Annotated in this window: 19 protein-coding genes; 2 read left to right on the top strand and 17 right to left on the bottom strand. The window is 62.0% G+C overall.

Annotated elements, in window-relative coordinates; translation table 11 throughout:
• Window positions 1-83: 83 nt before the first annotated feature.
• The 5 genes from ACYQ47_RS25625 to ACYQ47_RS25605 form a co-directional block, all read right to left on the bottom strand.
• Window positions 84-1,019: an electron transfer flavoprotein subunit alpha/FixB family protein gene (locus tag ACYQ47_RS25625; RefSeq protein ID WP_310396439.1), complete on the bottom strand. Its 936-nt coding sequence runs from the start codon at window positions 1,017-1,019 to the stop codon at window positions 84-86.
• A 14-nt stretch (window positions 1,020-1,033) separates the two neighbouring features.
• Window positions 1,034-1,783, bottom strand: coding sequence for an electron transfer flavoprotein subunit beta/FixA family protein (locus ACYQ47_RS25620; RefSeq protein WP_459907538.1), 750 nt, complete (start codon window positions 1,781-1,783; stop codon window positions 1,034-1,036).
• A gap of 234 nt (window positions 1,784-2,017) precedes the next feature.
• On the bottom strand, window positions 2,018-2,812 hold the full coding sequence (locus tag ACYQ47_RS25615; RefSeq protein ID WP_459907536.1) for a MetQ/NlpA family ABC transporter substrate-binding protein: 795 nt from the start codon (window positions 2,810-2,812) through the stop codon (window positions 2,018-2,020).
• Window positions 2,813-2,846: 34 nt separating this feature from the next.
• Window positions 2,847-3,500: a methionine ABC transporter permease gene (locus ACYQ47_RS25610; protein ID WP_244825900.1), complete on the bottom strand. Its 654-nt coding sequence runs from the start codon at window positions 3,498-3,500 to the stop codon at window positions 2,847-2,849.
• Window positions 3,490-4,524, bottom strand: coding sequence for a methionine ABC transporter ATP-binding protein (locus ACYQ47_RS25605; RefSeq protein WP_250465313.1), 1,035 nt, complete (start codon window positions 4,522-4,524; stop codon window positions 3,490-3,492). Before ACYQ47_RS25605 ends, ACYQ47_RS25610 begins: the two co-directional genes overlap by 11 nt.
• Window positions 4,525-4,756: 232 nt before the next feature.
• On the opposite strand from ACYQ47_RS25605, the gene ACYQ47_RS25600 reads away from it, so the two are divergent.
• Window positions 4,757-5,635, top strand: coding sequence for an alpha/beta hydrolase (locus ACYQ47_RS25600; protein ID WP_459907533.1), 879 nt, complete (start codon window positions 4,757-4,759; stop codon window positions 5,633-5,635).
• A 4-nt stretch (window positions 5,636-5,639) separates the two neighbouring features.
• Here ACYQ47_RS25600 and ACYQ47_RS25595 read toward each other — a convergent pair whose 3' ends face one another.
• Window positions 5,640-6,563 carry a histone deacetylase family protein gene (locus tag ACYQ47_RS25595; RefSeq protein ID WP_309962688.1) on the bottom strand — a complete coding sequence of 308 codons (924 nt, stop codon included), beginning with the start codon at window positions 6,561-6,563 and terminating at the stop codon, window positions 5,640-5,642.
• A gap of 307 nt (window positions 6,564-6,870) precedes the next feature.
• Between ACYQ47_RS25595 and mltB the strand changes: the two genes are divergently transcribed.
• The gene (mltB, locus tag ACYQ47_RS25590; protein ID WP_310396448.1) at window positions 6,871-8,019 is read left to right on the top strand and encodes a lytic murein transglycosylase B; all 1,149 of its coding nucleotides are present in this window, start codon (window positions 6,871-6,873) and stop codon (window positions 8,017-8,019) included.
• 67 nt (window positions 8,020-8,086) lie between these two features.
• Here mltB and cysM read toward each other — a convergent pair whose 3' ends face one another.
• The 11 genes from cysM to aroA all read right to left on the bottom strand — a co-directional run bounded on the left by cysM (window position 8,087) and on the right by aroA (window position 19,347).
• Entirely contained in the window at window positions 8,087-8,989 is a 903-nt protein-coding gene (gene cysM, locus ACYQ47_RS25585) for a cysteine synthase CysM (protein WP_459907530.1), read from the bottom strand.
• 242 nt (window positions 8,990-9,231) lie between these two features.
• Window positions 9,232-9,585, bottom strand: coding sequence for a ComEA family DNA-binding protein (locus ACYQ47_RS25580; RefSeq protein WP_244825907.1), 354 nt, complete (start codon window positions 9,583-9,585; stop codon window positions 9,232-9,234).
• A gap of 75 nt (window positions 9,586-9,660) precedes the next feature.
• Window positions 9,661-10,653 (bottom strand): ADP-glyceromanno-heptose 6-epimerase, encoded by a 993-nt coding sequence (gene rfaD, locus ACYQ47_RS25575; protein ID WP_250465318.1) that lies wholly within the window; start codon window positions 10,651-10,653, stop codon window positions 9,661-9,663.
• Between the two features lie 28 nt (window positions 10,654-10,681).
• Window positions 10,682-11,659 carry a D-glycero-beta-D-manno-heptose-7-phosphate kinase gene (gene rfaE1 / locus ACYQ47_RS25570; protein WP_244825909.1) on the bottom strand — a complete coding sequence of 326 codons (978 nt, stop codon included), beginning with the start codon at window positions 11,657-11,659 and terminating at the stop codon, window positions 10,682-10,684.
• Complete coding sequence (locus ACYQ47_RS25565) at window positions 11,625-13,028, bottom strand: UDP-glucose dehydrogenase family protein (RefSeq protein WP_459907527.1); 1,404 nt, start codon at window positions 13,026-13,028, stop codon at window positions 11,625-11,627. The genes rfaE1 and ACYQ47_RS25565 overlap by 35 nt, the downstream gene beginning before the upstream one ends.
• Window positions 13,029-13,097: 69 nt before the next feature.
• Window positions 13,098-14,273, bottom strand: a complete 1,176-nt coding sequence (gene lapB / locus ACYQ47_RS25560; RefSeq protein WP_244825912.1) for a lipopolysaccharide assembly protein LapB — start codon at window positions 14,271-14,273, stop codon at window positions 13,098-13,100.
• Between the two features lie 82 nt (window positions 14,274-14,355).
• Window positions 14,356-14,649 carry a LapA family protein gene (locus ACYQ47_RS25555; RefSeq protein WP_459907525.1) on the bottom strand — a complete coding sequence of 98 codons (294 nt, stop codon included), beginning with the start codon at window positions 14,647-14,649 and terminating at the stop codon, window positions 14,356-14,358.
• A 358-nt stretch (window positions 14,650-15,007) separates the two neighbouring features.
• Window positions 15,008-15,337: an integration host factor subunit beta gene (locus ACYQ47_RS25550; protein WP_244825916.1), complete on the bottom strand. Its 330-nt coding sequence runs from the start codon at window positions 15,335-15,337 to the stop codon at window positions 15,008-15,010.
• Between the two features lie 22 nt (window positions 15,338-15,359).
• Window positions 15,360-17,093, bottom strand: coding sequence for a 30S ribosomal protein S1 (rpsA, locus tag ACYQ47_RS25545; RefSeq protein ID WP_244825917.1), 1,734 nt, complete (start codon window positions 17,091-17,093; stop codon window positions 15,360-15,362).
• Between the two features lie 165 nt (window positions 17,094-17,258).
• Complete coding sequence (gene cmk, locus ACYQ47_RS25540) at window positions 17,259-17,939, bottom strand: (d)CMP kinase (RefSeq protein ID WP_459907523.1); 681 nt, start codon at window positions 17,937-17,939, stop codon at window positions 17,259-17,261.
• A gap of 103 nt (window positions 17,940-18,042) precedes the next feature.
• Window positions 18,043-19,347: a 3-phosphoshikimate 1-carboxyvinyltransferase gene (gene aroA, locus ACYQ47_RS25535; protein ID WP_459907521.1), complete on the bottom strand. Its 1,305-nt coding sequence runs from the start codon at window positions 19,345-19,347 to the stop codon at window positions 18,043-18,045.
• Between the last annotated feature and the right edge of the window lie 6 nt (window positions 19,348-19,353).

Raw genomic sequence — 19,353 nt, 5'->3', positions numbered from 1 at the left:
TCTTGTCTCCTCATTCATCCGATACAAAAAGGGCGCAACAATTGTCGCGCCCTTTCGGTTCTAAGTCGGCGAGCGACGCGTGCTCAGCCGATTTCCTTCACCAGTTCCGGCACGAGCGAAAACAGGTCGCCGACGACGCCGTAATCCGCGACGCTGAAAATAGGCGCTTCCGGATCTTTGTTGATGGCGACGATGACCTTGCTGTCCTTCATCCCGGCCAGATGCTGAATGGCACCCGAAATACCAACGGCCACGTACAACTGCGGCGCGACGATCTTGCCCGTCTGCCCCACTTGATAGTCGTTCGGCACGTAGCCGGCATCCACCGCCGCGCGCGATGCGCCCATTGCGGCGCCAAGCTTGTCGGCCAACGGTTCGAGCACCTTCGTGTAGTTCTCGCCGCTGCCAAGACCACGTCCACCCGACACGATGATCGAAGCCGAAGTCAGTTCCGGCCGATCCAGCTTCGTGACTTCGCGGCTGACGAATGACGAGATGCCAGCGTCGGCTGCCGCTTCGATCTTCTCGATCGATGCACTGCCGCCTTCTGCTGCCACCGGATCGAAGCCCGTTGCACGGACCGTGATGACCTTGATCGGATCGCTCGATTGCACCGTCGCGATAGCGTTGCCCGCGTAGATCGGACGCTCGAAGGTATCGGCGCTGTCGACGGCGGTGATGTCGCTGATCTGTGCGACATCCAGATGCGCCGCGATACGCGGGGCGATGTTCTTGCCATAGGCCGTCGCGGGCGCGAGGATGTGCGAATAGTCCTTCGCGATATTCAGCACCGTGCCCTCGACGTTCTCGGCCAGACCTTCGGCGAGTTGAGGCGCATCCGCAAGCAGCACTTTAGATACGCCTGCGATCTTGGCTGCCGCATCGGCCGCGCCTTGCGCGTTCGCACCCGCGACCAGCACATGGATATCGCCACCGATTTTTGCCGCCGCCGCTACCGTGTTCAACGTCGCGGCCTTGATGGACGCGTTGTCGTGTTCCGCAATTACCAGAATCGTCATTTCGTGCGTCTCCGTTACAGGACCTTGGCTTCGGTCTTGAGCTTCTCGACCAGCGTCTTCACGTCCGGCACCGTAATGCCTGCGCTGCGCTTGGGCGGCTCGACGACCTTCAGCGTCTTCAGTCGCGGCGCGACATCCACGCCGAGGTCGGCCGGCTTCACGACCGTCAGCGGCTTCTTCTTCGCCTTCATGATGTTGGGCAGCGTCACATAACGCGGCTCGTTCAGGCGCAGGTCGGTGGTGATGACAGCGGGCAGCTTCAACGACAGCGTTTCCGCGCCGCCGTCGACTTCGCGCGACACGGTGGCTTTGCCGTCAGCTACGACGACCTTCGATGCAAACGTCGCTTGCGGCAAGCCTGCCAGCGCGGCGAGCATCTGGCCGGTCTGGTTCGAATCGTCGTCGATTGCTTGTTTGCCGAGGATGACGAGTTCGGGCTTTTCCTGTTCGACCAACGCCTTGAGCAGTTTGGCGACGGCAAGCGGCTGCAACTCATCCGGGGACTCGACGAGAATGGCGCGATCCGCGCCGATTGCAAGCGCCGTGCGCAGCGTTTCCTGGCATTGCGTGACGCCGCACGACACGGCGATCACTTCGGTTGCCACGCCCGCTTCCTTCAGACGCACCGCCTCTTCCACGGCGATCTCGTCGAACGGGTTCATGGACATCTTCACGTTGGCGATATCGACACCCGTGTTGTCCGACTTCACCCGGACCTTCACGTTGTAGTCGACCACGCGCTTGACTGGCACCAGAATTTTCATCCACACGCTCCAAAAGGGTCTCTCCGCGCTAACGGAGGAAGCTTGTTCTTCCGATTCCTTGCGGATTCGGCGATCGATTGAGTCAACCCAGCCTCACATTATACGAGCGCTGCGTGTGCGCTTCCCCCGCCGAAACGGGTGGGCGAGGCGACGCACGATCGGCATACGCCGAATAATATCGAACGACCGTTCTATTCACTATCCCAAAAAACCCGCAGTCCGCTTTCTGCTGGATTACCAGGCGGCAATCACCGCGCCCGAGTATTTGCCGGCGATGAACTGCTTCACTTCCGGCGAGTGATACGCGGCCACCAGCTTCGCGACCCAAGGCTTGTCCTTGTCCACCGCGCGAATGGCGATGATGTTGGCGTACGGACCATGCGGATCTTCGATCGCGATGGCATCCGCGTTCGGCTTGAGACCTGCTTCCATTGCGAAGTTCGTGTTGATCGCGGCGGCGTCCACGTCGGCGAGAGAGCGCGGAATCTGCGCGGCATCGAGTTCGACGATCTTCAGCTTCTTCGGATTTTCGACGATATCGATAGGCGTCGCCTTCAATCCGGCATCGGCGCGCAGCTTGAGCAAGCCTTGCTTTTGCAGCAGCAGCAATGCGCGGCCGCCGTTGGTAGGATCGTTCGGAACCGCAACGCGCGCGCCGTTCTGCAACTCGCCAAGCGACTTGATCTTCTTCGAGTAGATGCCCATGGGGAACGTCACCGTGTCGGCGACCTTGATGAGCTTGTAGCCGCGATCCTTCACCTGTGCATCGAGATACGGCAAGTGCTGATAGCTGTTCGCGTCGAGGTCGCCCGCGGACAACGCGGCGTTCGGCTGCACATAGTCCGAGAACTCGATGACCGTGATCTTCAGGCCGTTCTTCGCCGCGACCTGCTTCACGACATCCATGATCTGCGCGTGCGGCCCGCCCGTCACACCGACCCTGATCGCGTCGTCGGCATGCGCGACGCCGCTGACCAGCATGACCGCGGACAACGCGGCGGCGAACTTCAGAATGAATCGACGTTGCATGAACTGACCTTTCGTTATGAGGTTGATGCGAACTTCACTTGTGACTGAGACGGCGCACGAGCCAGTCGCCAAACGACTGCACGAGCTGCACGAACACGATGAGGATGATGACCACCGTGAGCATCACTTCGGGCAGGAAACGCTGATAACCGTAGCGGATGCCGAGGTCGCCCAGCCCGCCGCCGCCGATTGCACCGGCCATCGCCGAATAACCGACAAGCGAAACGAACGTGATGGTCAGCCCCGCCACCACGCCCGGCAACGATTCCGGCAGCAGCACCTTGAAAACGATCTGCCGCGTGGTCGCGCCCATGGCCTGAGCGGCTTCGATGAGCCCGCGATCCACCTCGCGCAAGGCGGTTTCGACGAGCCGCGCGATGAACGGCGCGGCCGCGATGGTCAGCGGCACGACAGCCGCCGCCGTACCGATGGACGAGCCCACGACGAGCCGCGTAAAGGGAATGACCGCGACGAGCAGAATGATGAACGGCGTCGAGCGCACGGCATTGACGATGCCGCCGAGCACTCGATTCACGGCGAGATTGGGCAGCACGCCGTCGCGATCCGTCAGATACAGGAGCACGCCGAGCGGAAGCCCAAGTGCCGCGCCGATCAGCCCGGAGATGCCGACCATGATCAGCGTCTCCCAGAACGACTGCACGAACATGTCGAACATTTCACTCAACATGGGAAAGCTCCTCCACCACGACGCCTTGCGAGCGCAAATAAGTAATCGCCTCGGCGACCTTCACCGGCTGACCGCCCGCGAGCACCGCGAGCGAGCCGAACGCCTGGCCCTGAATCTCGTCGATCTGGCCATGCAGGATATTGAAGTCGAGCTCGTAGCGGCGGATGGTCTCGGAGAGAATCGGCTGATCGACGCCCGAGCCCGTGAACGCGAGCCGCAGCAAATGGCCGCTGCCGGTCTTGAGACGCTCGGCCACGCGCACCTTGAGCGCGGGCGGCAACTCGTGCGCGATGACATCGCCGATCAGCGCGCGCGTGACTTCGTGATGCGGTTGCATAAAGACATCGACCACCTTGCCCTCTTCGACCACGCGCCCGGCATCGAGCACGGCGACGCGATCGCACACTTGCTTGATGACGTCCATCTGATGCGTGATGAGCACGATCGTGAGCCCGAGCTCGCGATTGATTTTGCGCAGCAGGTCGAGAATGGAACGCGTGGTTTCGGGATCGAGCGCGGAGGTGGCTTCATCGGAGAGCAGCACTTTCGGCTTGCTCGCAAGCGCGCGCGCGATGCCCACGCGCTGCTTCTGCCCGCCGCTGATCTGCGCGGGATATTTGTCCTTGTGCGTGGTGAGGCCGACGAGTTCGAGCAGCGGCAACACCACGGCCTCGATCTCCGCGCGCTTGTTGCCCGCGAGTTCGAGCGGCAGCGCGACGTTGTCGAACACCGTGCGCGACGACAGCAGGTTGAAATGCTGGAAGATCATGCCGATGTCACGGCGCGCGGCGCGCAAGTCGTGCTTGCCGAGCGTCATGAGATCGCGGCCATCGACCACGACGCTGCCTTCGCTCGGTCGCGTCAGCAGGTTGATGGTGCGCACCAGCGTGCTCTTACCCGCGCCGCTGCGCCCGATGATGCCGAACACTTCGCCGGCGGGAATCGTCAGATTGACGTTGTGTAGCGCTTCGACCCAGCCTCGTGGGCTCGCGAAACGCTGTGAGAGATTGCGGATTTCGATCATTCGACCAGGACGTGATTCATGCGTGGTCCGGAAAATACAAACGGCGGGAGGCTTTCGCGGGCACTGTAGCGCCCGCGCAGCCAGCCGCCGCTCGTTCTAACTTCGTTGCTGTTCAGCCGCAGGATTTTACCGGAGCATCAACATTCTGTTTAATAATGAATTTCGATGATTTAATTACTGAATCGAATTTGCTTGATGCCTGGCCGCAGCCGATCACTTCGAAGCTCACCGCATGCCAACCAACGTCTACTCGACCAGCACCGTCACCACACGCCAGGGCGTCGAACTCTTCCTGCACCGCTGGCAGCCGAAGCCTCCACTGGAGCCGACAGCGCGCATCGCGCTCGTGCATGGCCTTGCCGAACACGCCGGCCGATACGACGCGCTGGCGCTCGCGCTCAACGCGGCGGGCATCGAACTGTTCGCAATCGATCTGCGGGGTCACGGCAAGTCGTCGGGCGAGCGTGCGTGGGTGCGCGTCTTCACCGACTATCTGCTCGATGCCGAAGTGCTTCTCGAAGCCTGCGCCACGACACCGCCCGCCGACACGCCGCTCTTTCTGATGGGCCACAGCATGGGCGGGGCGATTGCCGCGCTCCATGCCGCCGAACGCGGGAGCGAGAAGAAGCTGGCTGGATTGATTTTGTCGAGCCCGGCATTGCGCATTGGCAGCGGCACGCCGCGCTGGAAGACGACGCTCAACCGCATCGTCGGCACGCTGATGCCGCGCTGGCCCGCGTTCTCGATCGATCCCGCGCTGCTCTCGCGCGCGCCCGGCGTCGTCGAGGCGAACCGGCGCGATCCGCTCGTGCATCATGGTCCGGTTCCGGCTCGCACGGGCGCGCAGATTCTCGCGGCGATGGAGCGCATCGCGGCAAAGCGCGATCTCATCAAGTTGCCGCTTCTGGTGTTTCATGGCACGGCGGATGTCATCTGCGATCCGGCCGGCAGCCGTGAATTCGAAGCCAACGCGGGCTCGACCGACAGCACGCTCGAAATGATCGACGGAAGCTATCACGAGACGCTCAACGACCTGGACCGCGATCGCGTGATTCGCGCGCTCATCGACTGGACGCTCGTGCGCGCCGACTATGCGCGCACGCATCCGTGACAGGCTAGATTTCGGCCAGCGCTCGAAGATGCGCGACGACGCTGCGCCCGAGCGCCGAGAGGTTGTAGCCGCCTTCGAGACAACTGACGATGCGCCCTTGTGCATGACGCTCGGCCACCGCGCGAATCTTTTCGGTGATCCACGCGTAATCGTCCTCGACGAGTCCCATGTTGCCGAGATCGTCTTCGCGGTGCGCATCAAAGCCCGCCGAGACGAACAGCATCTGCGGCTTGAATTCCTCGAGGCGCGGCAGCCACATCAGGTCGACCACTTCGCGTACTGCCATGCCCTTGGTGCGCGCGGGCAGCGGCACGTTGACCATGTTCGACGCGTGATTGTCCGCGCCCGTGAACGGATAGAACGGATGCTGGAAGAAGCTGCACATCATGACGCGCGAGTCGCCCGTGAACGCAGCTTCGGTGCCGTTGCCGTGATGCACGTCGAAATCGATCACGGCGACGCGCTGCAGACCGTGCACTTCGAGCGCGTGCCGCGCCGCGATGGCCACGTTATTGAAGAGACAAAAGCCCATCGCGCGCGCGGGCTCGGCATGATGACCCGGCGGACGCACGCTGCAAAACGCGTTTTCGTATCGGCCCTCGATGACGGCATCGGTCGCCGCGATCGCCGCGCCCGCCGCTCGCAAGGCCGCGCGATACGACTGCGGACACATCGACGTATCCGGGTCGAGTTCGCTTCTGCCATGCTCGGGCGTGCGGCTCTTGATGTAATCGATATGCGACTGCGTGTGCACGCGCGCTAGGTCGGCTTCCCCGGCGAGCGGTGCTTCCTCGCGCTCGACGAGCATGTCGATGCGGCTTGCGATCAGTTGATCTTCAATCGCCTGCAAACGCGCCGCGCATTCGGGATGCCACTCGCCGTTGTCATGCTTGAGGCAGTCGGGGTGGGAGTAAAAGCCGGTGGCCATGATGTCTCGCAGTGCCGTCGGGGTCGGCTCTCGTCTCGTGTTTTTTCGTCATACGCGTATCCCGCACCGCGCATTTGACGTTAAGTTACCACACCGTTCGAAACGGCCGCCTTCTCGCTCTCCACGGCAGTCCGGGCTCCATGCGTCGGTTATACTGCCCCGAGCCGAAGGCAGCCTTGCATGCGTGCACGGCATGTCGCCGGCCGCTGCGTTCCGTTGAGAAACGTTGCGGATCGTTGCACCGTTCAGCAGGCGTCTGACCGTTCGAACATCCGGCTACGCCCCTTATCGCACAACCACGCAGACTATGACTTTTCAGTTCGCCCCGTTCGTCTCTCCTGTCTCGCTCAAGCGCGCCCTTCTCGCCTCGTTCGTTTGCGCGATCGCCACGTTTGGCGGCAACAGCGCGTGGGCGCAGTCGCAGCAACCGCAAACCGCAACGCCGCAAGGACAGGATTTCGAGGAAGAGATCGTTCCGCAGCGCTACGCGAACAACCCGAATGTCGATGCGTTCATCAACGACATGGTCGCGCGCTACGATTTCGACTCCGACGCGCTGCACGACCTCTTCAATCACGTCAGTTATTCGGCGACGGCAGTCAAGCTGGTGCTGCCTTCGCCCACGCCGTCCGCCAAGAACTGGCGCGCGTATCAGGCGCGCTTCATCGAGCCGGTGCGCATCAACGCGGGCGTAAAATTTTGGCGCGCGAATCAGGCGACGCTGCAGCGCGCCTCCGAGCAGTTCGGTGTGCCGCCGGAAGTGATCGTCGGGATCATCGGCGTGGAGACGATCTACGGCAAATACATGGGCAACTTCCGCGCGCTCGACGCGCTGACCACGCTCACGTTCGACTACCCCAATGTGCCGAATCGCGTGGACCGTCAGGCGACCTTCCGCAAGAATCTCGAAGACCTGCTGGTCTGGACGCGCGACGCGCAAATCGACCCGACCACCGTGCTCGGCTCGTACACGGGCGCGATCGGCATTCCGCAGTTTCTTCCAAGCAGCATCGTGCAATACGCGGTGGATTACGACGGCAACAGCCGTATCGATCTGCGCACGAGTCCGGCGGATGCCATCGGCAGTGTCGCGAATTATCTGAAGCAGAACGGTTGGGAACCCGGGCGCCCGGTGGTATGGAAAATCGCGGGCGATGTCGGCAGTCAGGGTATCGCGGAAGCCGCCGCGAACGGTCAGCCGGAGCCGCGCTGGTCGCTCGCGCAACTGACGAAAGCGGGCATGATAATCGACCAGCCGGGCCTTAATGTCGATGCCGAAGCCGGCACGCCGCTTACGGTGGTCGATTTGCCCACGCCGGGCCGCGCCACCGAATACACGCTCGGGCTCAGGAACTTCTATGCATTGACGCGCTATAACCGCAGCTTCTTTTATGCGCTCGCGGTGTATCAGCTTGGCGAGGCCGTGAAGGCGCGCATGGCAACAGGCGCGCAGTAAGGGCTTCTTTGGCACCAAGCAAAAACCCCGGCGCGCCGGGGTTTTTTCATTGCGGCCGCGGAAGGACTCACGCCGGAAACACGCCTGTAGACAAATAGCGGTCGCCGCGATCGCACACCACGAACACGATGGTCGCGTTCTCGACCTGACGCGCCACGCGCAGCGCGACTTCGCACGCGCCGCCCGACGAAATGCCCGCGAAGATGCCTTCGACCGATGCCAGCCGGCGCGCCATCGCTTCCGACGCTGCCTGACTCACGTTCTCGACGCGATCCACGCGGCTACGATCGAAAATTTTCGGCAGATACGCTTCCGGCCATTTGCGGATGCCCGGAATGCGCGAGCCTTCCTCCGGCTGCGCTCCGACGATCTCGATCTGCTGGTTCTTCTCTTTCAGAAACTGCGACACGCCCATGATCGTGCCCGTGGTGCCCATCGACGAGACGAAGTGCGTGATGCGTCCTTCCGTCTGCTTCCACAGTTCCGGCCCGGTGGTTTCGTAGTGCGCGAGCGGATTGTCCGGATTGGCGAATTGATCGAGGATGATGCCGCGGCCATCGCGCTGCATCTGGTCGGCCAAATCGCGTGCGTATTCCATGCCGCCCGTGACCGGCGTGAGGATGATCTGCGCGCCATACGCGCCCATGCTCTGCCGGCGCTCGATGGATAAGTCCTCCGGCATGATCAGCACCATCTTGTAGCCGCGCACTGCCGCAGCCATGGCAAGCGCGATACCAGTGTTGCCGCTCGTCGATTCGATCAGCGTGTCGCCGGGCTTGATGCGGCCGCGTTCCTCAGCTTTCCTGATCATCGACAGTGCCGGACGGTCTTTCACCGATCCCGCCGGGTTATTGCCTTCCAGCTTGCCGAGAACGACGTTGTTGCGGCTGCGGATTTCATCGTCCACGACGCGGACGAGTTGCACGAGCGGCGTGTTGCCGATCGTGTCTTCGATAGTCATGTAAGCCATAAGCGGACCGGATTCATATCCCGCCGAAAAGGTCACACCGCGTGCGATCTTCGTGGGGATTTGGTATGGGAATCCGTCGATTGTAGCCCAGCGGTCCTTTCCATGTTCTTCACCCCTCTTGCACGGATGGAATGCCGGGCGCATCGGCGTTCGTGCAAAAACCCCGCGACGAGACAGACCGCGGGGAGCCCAAACCATCCGAGGCTGAAGGAGCTTTTTTGATGCGAGGAAAGAGCCGCCGGCTATTTCTTGACGACCACGGGCTTCGCCGCCGTCGATGCCGAGACCGGCGTCGCGTTCACGGAATTGGGCGCTGCCGCTTTCGGCGCCGCGCCGATGCTCAGTCCTTCGGCCTCCAGGCGCGATACGGTCTTGCCGCCCATGCCCTTCACGCGCGAGCCGAGATCGGACGCGTCCTTGAAGGGGCCGTGCGCCTGACGTTCATCGAGGATGGCTTTCGCCTTGGCCGGGCCGATGCCCTTGATCCCGCGCAGGGCGTCGGCGTTGGCGGTGTTGACATCGACCGCCGCGAGCGCGGAACCGATGGAAAAGGTGAGCGCGAGCGCGACGATCGTTGAGAATGCTTGCTTGAACATGACTGAGTCTCCAGAAGAACCGGCCGGCGAACAGTGCCGACCGCGAGACCCAGTGTAGAGAGACTTCGATTGCCTTTATAGCTGGCCGAATAGCCAACGCACGTAGCGATCGACACCCTCTTGCACCGTCAGAAACGGCGCGTCGTAACCGGCCGCGCGCAGATGCGACTGGTCCGCCTGCGTGAAGCATTGATACTTGCCGCGCAGCGCATCCGGGAACGGCACGTATTCGATCAAGCCGCGCTGCACGAGCTCCGCCAGCGAGAGCGCGGCCTCGCCATTCAGTGCGCGCAACGAGTTGACGACCGTCGAGGCGATGTCGTTGAACGGCTGCGCGCGGCCCGTGCCGAGATTGAAGATGCCCGACTTCTCCGGATGATCGAGAAAGTACAGATTCACCTTGACCACGTCCTCGACGGAGACGAAATCGCGCGTCTGCTCGCCTGCGGCATAACCGTTGTATTCGCCGAAGAGCTTGACCTTGCCTTCCGAGCGGAACTGATTGAAATTGTGGAACGCCACGGACGCCATGCGCCCCTTATGCGTTTCGCGCTGACCGTAGACGTTGAAGTAGCGAAAGCCGACGATCTGGCTGCCCGCCTTCGGCAACACCTGACGCACGATCTGGTCGAACAGCAGCTTCGAATAACCGTAGACGTTGAGCGGCTTTTCGTATTCGCGCTCTTCGACGAAGCGGCTCGAACCGCCATACGTCGCAGCCGAGGACGCGTAGAGAAACTGCGCGCCCTGTGCGAGACAGATATCCATCACGTCGCGGCTGTAACGGAAGTTGTTCTCCATCATGTAGCGGCCGTCGGTTTCCATCGTGTCCGAACAGGCGCCTTCATGAAACACCGCGCGCACCTGACCGAAGTCGCCGCGCCTGAAGCGCTCGACGAATTCGGTCTTGTCGAGGTAATCGTCTATCTCGCAATCGACGAGATTCTTGAACTTGTCGGCACGCGTGAGGTTGTCCACTGCGATCACGCGATGCTCGCCGCGCTCGTTGAGCGCCTTGACGATATTGCTGCCGATGAAGCCAGCCGCTCCGGTAACGATAAAGGTCATGATGGCGTTGCCCGAGTTGCCCGAAGAGTCAGGCGAAGAGTTCGTTGTAATCGACGGTCGCGGTGCCGAGCTTGCCAACCACGATACCCGCCGCGCGGTTCGCATAAGCCACGGAATCGACGAGCGGCACACCCGCGCCGAGCATGGTCGCGACGGTCGCGATGACGGTGTCGCCCGCGCCCGAGACATCATACACTTCGCGTGCTTCGGCCGAAGTGTGCAGCACCTGGTTCTCGGTGAAGAGTGTCATGCCCTCTTCCGAACGCGTGAGCAAGAGCGCGCTCAGGTCGAGTTCCGCGCGCAGCTTGCTCACGCGCTCGTGCAAATCTTCTTCCGACTTCCACTGCCCGATCACCTCGCGCAACTCCGCGCGATTCGGCGTGATGAGTGTCGCGCCGCGATAGCGGTCCCAGTCGTCGCCTTTGGGGTCGACCAGCACCGGCTTGCCTGCTTGCCGCGCTTCGCTGATCATCTGCGTGACGTGCGTGAGCCCGCCCTTCGCATAGTCCGACATGAGGATGACGTCGTGCTGCGGCAGCAGTTCCGCGAAGCGCGCGAGGCACGCGGCCAGCACTTCGTGATTCGGCGTGTTTTCGAAATCGACACGCAGCAGTTGTTGCTGCCGCGACAGCACGCGCAGCTTGATGGTCGTCAGCAGTTCGGGATCGCGTTCGAGATGGCCCGCGACCCGGCTCTCGCCCAGCAATTCGACGATGCGCTCGCCCGGTTCGTCATGCCCGACCACACACAGGAGGCCAGCCTGCGCGCCGAGCGCCGCCGCATTGCGCGCGACGTTGGCCGCGCCGCCCAAGCGGTCTTCCTTGCGCTGCACGTGCACGACAGGCACGGGCGCTTCCGGCGAGATGCGATTCACGTCGCCGAACCAGTAGCGGTCGAGCATCACGTCGCCCACTACGAGCACGCGCGCCGCCGAAATGCGCGCGCGCGGCACCACCGGAATGTCGGCGGAATCAGCTGCGCTTGCCGTTACTGTCGAGAGCGACATGAGGACGTCCTATTGCGTAGTAATCGATGCCCATCTCGGACATCGCTTCCGGTTCATACAGATTGCGGCCGTCGAAGATCACCGGCATTTTCAACGCGCTCTTCAGATGCGCGAAGTCCGGGCTCTTGAATTCCTTCCATTCGGTCACGATGACGAGCGCATCCGCATCCGTCAGCGCTTCCTGCTGCGAGCGCACGAAGTGCAGACGCTTGATGTCGTCGGGCCGCTCGGCCAGATCGAGCGCGAGTACGCGTTCGGCTTCCTGCAATGCGACGGGATCGTAAGCGCGCACGGTCGCGCCGCGCGCAAGCAGCGCCTCGACGATGCGCCGGCTCGACGCCTCGCGCATGTCGTCGGTATTGGGCTTGAACGCGAGCCCCCACACGGCGAACGTGCGCCCGCGCAGATCCTCGCCCATGCGCCTGACGATCCTGTTGACAAGCACTTCTTTTTGCGCGTCGTTGACTTCCTCGACCGCTTCGAGAATGCGCAGCCGATGGCCGTTTTCACGCGCGGTCTGAACGAGCGCCTGCACATCCTTCGGGAAACACGAGCCGCCGTAGCCGCAGCCCGCATACAAAAAGTGATAGCCGATGCGCGGGTCCGAACCGATCCCGCGTCGCACCGCTTCGATATCCGCGCCGACCATGTCCGCGAGATTCGACAGGTCGTTCATGAACGAGATGCGCGTGGCCAGCATGGCGTTGGCCGCGTACTTGGTGAACTCGGCGGAATGCACGTCCATGTAAAGCGTGCGCTCGTGATTTCGGTTGAACGGCGCGTAGAGCCGCTTCATCTTCTCGCGCGCGAGCTTGCCGTTCTCGTCGTCGTCGATACCGATCACGATGCGATCCGGCCGCATGAAGTCGTCCACGGCGGCGCCTTCCTTGAGAAACTCCGGATTCGACACGACCGAGAAGCCGTGTTCGTCCGAACCTTCCAGTCCGCGCGCCTTTAGTTCGGCTTCGACCACGTTGCTGACCTGCAGCGCCGTGCCGACTGGCACCGTGGATTTATCGACGATCACCTTGAAGCCGTTCGAATAGCGGCCGATATTGCGCGCCGCCGCGAGCACGTACTGCAAGTCGGCGGAGCCATCCTCGTCGGGCGGCGTGCCGACCGCGATGAACTGGATCTCGCCATGCTCGACGCTTGCCTGCACATCGGTGGAGAACTGAATACGACCCGCCGCGCGCGTGCGCCGGAGCATTTCCTGCAAGCCCGGCTCGTGGATCGGCACGCCGCCGTTGTTGAGAATATCGATCTTGCGCGGATCGACATCCACGCAAAACACGTCATTGCCGATTTCGGCGAGACACGCGCCGGTAACCAGACCGACGTAACCCGTGCCGACGATGGTGATTTTCATACGCTTTTAACTGATTCCTGAAATGCCGGTGGCGGAGACGACGCCTCGCGCTCTCGAGCGCGTCCGCCCTCAGGCGGAACTGGTGATCGGCTCCACGCGGCGCGGCGCGTAGGTTTCCCAGCCGCTGCAGCCGGGGCATTGCCAATAGAATAGACGCGCGCGGAAGCCGCAGGTCTGACATGTGTAGCGCGGCAGATTCTTCGTGCGCTGTTTGACGAGCGTGCGCATGAGTTCGAGCTCGCCGCGGCGCGGCTCCTCGGCGGTCGCTTCCTGCGCTTCGAGCAGACGCGTCATGCCCGCGAGGTTCGGCGCGCTTTCCATTTGCTTCCTCGCAAGCGCGTGCGCCGCGTCGAGTCCGCGCAACTCCTGAACATGCTTGTACGCGACATCGAGCAAATCGTTCGATGGATAACGGCTCGCGTAATCGATCAACAAATCGACGCCCTCTTCCTTGCGGCCAAGCGTGCTGTACGCCTTCATCAGCTTCTCGGCGACGAGCGGCAGATACGCTTCGTTCTGCGCCTCCACGCGCTTCCAGCTTTCGATCGCCGTTTCGACATTGCCGGCGGCGGCTTCGACATCGCCCGAGAGAATGGTCGCGCGCACGTTATCCGGATTCGACGCCAGCGCGAGCTTCAACTCGTCGCGCGCGCCTTCCGGATTCTTGCGCTGCAAAGCCTCCTGCGCAAGCTCGCAATGGAAATGCGCGATCTCCATATGCAGCGACGGCGCGCCCATCTTTTCGATGCGCTCGGCGGTCGCGATCGACTTCGGCCAATCTTTTTCGATTTCGTAGATGGTCAGAAGCGCACGTTGCGCGCCGAGCGAGTATTCGCCGGCTTCGAGCGAGCGGAAAGTTTCCTCGGCGCGATCGAGCAGCCCAGCCTTCAGAAAGTCCTGACCGAGTTCATAGAGCGCGTGATCGCGCTCGGCCACGGGAAGATCGGCACGGCTCAAGAGGTTCTGATGCACGCGGATCGCGCGATCGGTTTCGCCGCGCCGCCGAAACAGGTTGCCGAGCGCAAAGTGCAGTTCGATGGTTTCGGGATCGAGCTTGGCCACCTCGATGAACGCGTCGATCGCCTTGTCGTGTTGCTCGTTGAGCAGGAAATTCAGGCCGCGAAAATACGAGCGCGGCAGGTTCGCATTTTCGGATAGCAGCGTTTTCAGGTCATAGCGGGACGCCATCCAGCCGAGAGCGAAGGCAACGGGAATGACGAGCAGCCACCAGAAGTCTAGATCCATGCGCTTTTGTCGAAGAGTCGGTTAGGTGTCTGCTTTTTAACAACCCTCACGGCGCTCGCCGGGACAGTTGCGAATGATTTCTTTAGATGAGTGGCGGCATGGGCGGCTCTTCCTTCACCACCGGCGTCTCGCGTGCGACACGCAACTCGCGCTTGAGGCGCCCGTTTTCCATGCGCAAACGCAGCATCTTCGGCAAAGCCGAAACCAGTCCCGCCAGCAAGCCCACGAGGAAGAATGCAAGGCCGATCAGGATCAACGGCGCTTGCCATTGAAATCCTCCGGGCGCGTTCAGCGTGACGGGGTCGCGATTCGCGAGCGCCAGCACGAGCAGAAGCACGAATACCAGGACACGGATCAGCCAGACGATGAATTTCATGTACGGTTTTCCAGGAGCGGTCGCGCGTGTCAGTGGTTGGCATGACGCCAAGCCCGCGCGGATGATAACCAGGTCAAAGTGACCGGTATTGTAATGGATGCCTTCGCGCGCCAGCACCTGCGGCGCGCCGACCCTCAATTGGAACGCATCGGGCGCGAAAGGGCTATCACCAATCGTTGAAATTGATCAGCAGGCGATGGCCGAGCAAATGCCGCACCCGTTACGTGCCGCTTTAAGGCCGCGCAAGTTCGGCCGGCAATAAAAAAAGCACCCCGCAGGGTGCTTTTCTGGTCGATTGCCTCGTGGCCGGACGCCGCGAACCTGAGATCAAGTTGATCACGGGGACGATGGGCGCCGATCAGAGATCGTCCGCATCGTCGTCATTCGACTCCTTCAGCGGCTCACCCGCACGACCATCCACGCGTTCACGCAACTCCTTGCCCGGCTTGAAGTGCGGCACGAATTTCTCCGGTACCAGCACTTTCTCACCCGACTTTGGATTGCGCCCGACGCGCGACGGACGGCGATTGAGCCCGAAGCTGCCGAAGCCGCGAATTTCGATACGATGACCGTTGGCCAAAGCCTCCGACATCGCATCGAGCATCGTCTTCACCGCGAAATCCGCATCCTTGAGGACAAGTTGCGGAAATCGCGACGCCAACTGGGCGACCAATTCCGATTTGGTCATACTGCAGCAGTACCGTTAAGGCTTAGCTGTTCTGGCCGTCAAGCTTGGCCTTGAGCAGCGCGCCGAGGTTGGTCGTGCCGGTGGCGGCGGCGTTCGAGTCCGAAGTCTGCAGACCACGAATGGCTTCCTGCTGTTCGGCCGAATCCTTCGCCTTGATCGACAGGTTGATGCCACGCGACTTGCGATCGATGTTGATGATCATCGCGTTGACCTTGTCGCCTTCCTTCAGCACGTTGCGAGCATCTTCCACGCGATCTTGCGCGATTTCCGAAGCACGCAGGTAACCTTCGACGTCCGCCGTCAGGGTGATAACCGCACCCTTCGCGTCCACCGACTTCACCGTACCGTCGACGATAGCGCCCTTGTCGTTGATCGCGACGAAGTTGTTGAACGGATCGCCTTCGAGCTGCTTGATGCCGAGCGAAATGCGTTCCTTGTCCACGTCGATGCCCAGAACCACGGCTTCGACTTCGTCGCCCTTCTTGTACTTGCGCACGGCTTCTTCGCCGGTTTCGCTCCACGACAAGTCGGAGAGGTGAACCAGGCCGTCGATGCCGCCCGGCAGACCGATGAACACGCCGAAGTCGGTGATCGACTTGATGGCGCCGCTGATCTTGTCGCCCTTCTTGAAGTTGCGGCTGAAGTCATCCCACGGATTCGGCTTGCATTGCTTCATGCCGAGCGAGATACGGCGGCGGTCTTCGTCGATTTCCAGAACCATGACTTCGACTTCGTCGCCCAGCTGCACGACCTTCGACGGTGCAACGTTCTTGTTCGTCCAGTCCATTTCCGACACGTGAACCAGGCCTTCGATGCCCGATTCCACTTCGACGAATGCGCCGTAGTCGGTGATGTTGGTGACCTTGCCGAACAGGCGCGTGCCCGACGGGTAACGGCGCGAGATGCCTTCCCACGGATCGTCGCCCAGTTGCTTGATGCCGAGCGAAACGCGGTTCTTCTCTTGGTCGAACTTGAGGATCTTGGCGGTAACTTCCTGGCCAACCGACAGAACTTCGCTCGGGTGACGCACACGACGCCATGCGATGTCGGTGATGTGCAGCAGGCCGTCGATACCGCCGAGGTCAACGAATGCGCCGTAGTCGGTGATGTTCTTGACCACGCCTTCCACGATCGCGCCTTCCTTCAGCGTTTCGAGCAGCTTTGCGCGCTCTTCGCCTTGCGTCGCTTCGATGACAGCGCGGCGCGACAGCACGACGTTGTTACGCTTGCGGTCGAGCTTAATGACGCGGAATTCGAGCGTCTTGCCTTCGTACGGCGTCGTGTCCTTGACCGGACGCGTGTCGACCAGCGAACCCGGCAGGAATGCGCGGATGCCGTTGACCATCACGGTCATGCCGCCCTTGACCTTGCCCGTGATCGTGCCGGTCACGAGTTCGTTGTTGTCGAGGGCCTTTTCCAGCGACAGCCACGAAGCCAGACGCTTCGCCTTGTCGCGCGAGAGGATGGTGTCGCCATAGCCGTTTTCCAGCGCGTCGATTGCGACGGAAACGAAGTCGCCCGCCTGCACTTCAACCTCGCCCGCGTCGTTCAGGAATTCTTCGAGCGGAATGTAGGCTTCGGACTTGAGACCAGCGTTCACGACCACGAAGTTGTGGTCGACGCGCACGACTTCGGCGGAGATCACTTCGCCGGCGCGCATGTCCTGCTTGGTCAGCGACTCTTCGAACAGAGCCGCGAAAGATTCGGTATTCGGGGTAGAGGTTTGCAGGTCGGACATAAAAATCGATATTTGCACGGCTTTTGCGCGATGGCCTTTGAAGTTTCCGAAGAGCCGGAATATGGCCGGATATGTGCGCGAGGCGATGCGGGGTTAAGGGGTTGAAACACGCTCCGCCACATGGAAGAGCACCTTGCGTCTAAAGCTGACTACTGTTCTTCACAACTCGCTAAAAACGAACCGCTATACACGAACCGCGCTGTACCAACCGATGATTTGTTCCACCGTCTGATCGACCGACAAACCGGAGGTGTCCAGCGTCTTCGCGTCCGCCGCGGCTTTGAGCGGTGCGGTGGCCCGGTTGGAGTCCCGGGCGTCGCGCTCACGCAAATCTCGCAGCAAGTCATTCATATTAGCAGAAAAACCTTTTTGCATCAATTGCTTATGCCGGCGCGCCGCGCGTGCTTCGACGCTTGCGGTCAGAAACACTTTCAACGTGGCATCGGGAAAGATGACGGTGCCCATGTCGCGGCCGTCGGCGACCAAGCCCGGACGCTTGCGAAACGCCCGCTGCCGCGCGACGAGCGCCTGCCGCACTTGCGGATGCACGGCGATCGCCGACGCGCGGTTGCCGACTTCCTCGGCGCGAATCTCGCTCGATACATCCACGCCGTCGAGCTGCGCACAGCCCTCGCGGAAGGTGATGTGAAGCGCGCCGATGAGCTTTGCGAGCGCGGCAGCGTCGTCCGTGTCGATGTCGTAGCTCAGGCTTGCCAAGGCCGTTAGCCGATAAAGCGCGCCGCTGTCGAGCAGGTGGAAGCCGAGCGTGGCCGCGACGAGCGCCGCGACCGTGCCCTTGCCCGAAGCGGTCGGCCCGTCGATGGTGATTACTGGTGTAGGGTCGAATGGACGGGTCGGTTTCATTGCTCTCGGCCTTTCTGGCCCGTTATTACTGCTTTCGTTGAAGTCGAAATGGTCGCGTTTCATGTTGCGGCGTTCGTTGGCGTTTGAGTCTTGAGCGTCTCTTTCAGGCGTGGGCGAGCGTCGCAAAGCGATCGAAATAATCGGGGAACGTCTTGTTCACGCACTTCGGATCGTTGATGCGCACCGGCACGCCGCCCAGACTCACGAGCGAAAAACACATGGCCATGCGGTGATCGTCGTAAGTATCGATCGCGGCGTTCGGCGTGAGTTCGGCGGGTGGCGTGACGACGAGATAATCCGCGCCCTCTTCCACCGTCGCGCCGACCTTGCGCAACTCGGTTGCCATCGCGGCGATGCGGTCCGTTTCCTTCACGCGCCAGCTAGCGATATTGCGCAGCGTGGTCGTGCCGTTGGCAAAGAGCGCGGCGACGGCAATGGTCATCGCCGCGTCGGGAATCAGGTTGAAGTCCATGTCGATGGGCGCGAGTTTGCCGTCGTCGGACTCGACGCCGCGCACTTCGATCCAGTCTTCGCCCATCATCACGTTCGCGCCCATGCGATTGAGCGCGTCGGCGAAACCGACATCGCCCTGGATGCTCGCCCGGCCCACGCCTTCCACGCGCACCGGACCGCCGCCGATCGCGCCCGCCGCCAGGAAATACGACGCGGACGATGCATCGCCTTCGACCATGATCGCGCCTGGCGACCGGTAGCCCGCGCCGGCCGGCACGGTAAAGCGCGCCCAGCCGTCGCGCTCGACCTGCACGCCGAAACGCTCCATCAGCCGGATGGTGATGTCGATGTACGGCTTCGAAATCAGCTCGCCTTCGACTTCGATGGTCACCGGCGCGTCACGCCCCTCGATCACCGGAAGGCTCATCAGAAGCGCGGTCAGAAACTGACTCGATACATCGCCGCGTACGCGGATGGGTTTGTCGATGGCGATTTTCGCCGCATGAATCTTGAGCGGCGGGAAGCCGTCGTTGAGCTCGTAGTCGATTTTCGCGCCGATCTGACGCAAGCCATCGACCAGATCGCCGATTGGCCGTTCGTGCATGCGCGGCACGCCATGCACGCGATATTCGCCGCCGTTGACCGCGAGCGCCGCCGTGAGCGGCCGCACCGCCGTGCCCGCGTTGCCGAGAAACAGCTCCGCCTTCTTCGACGGAAACGCGCCGCCCGTGCCGTTCACGATGACGCGTGCGCCGTCGTTTAGAAACGTAACGCCGAGCGTTTGCAGCGCGGCGAGCATCACGCGTGTGTCGTCGGAATCGAGCAGATTCGTGATCTGCGTTTCGCCGCTCGCGAGCGCGGCGAGCAAAAGCACGCGGTTCGAGATGCTCTTCGAGCCGGGCAGCCGCACCGTGCCGGACGCGCGGGAGAAGGGTCCGAGATCGAGATGTTCCATGGTCTT

It is taken from the genome of Caballeronia sp. HLA56 (assembly GCF_054655155.1).
The sequence above is the reverse complement of the archived record's forward strand: the minus strand, read 5'-3'. Positions and strand labels throughout refer to the sequence as shown.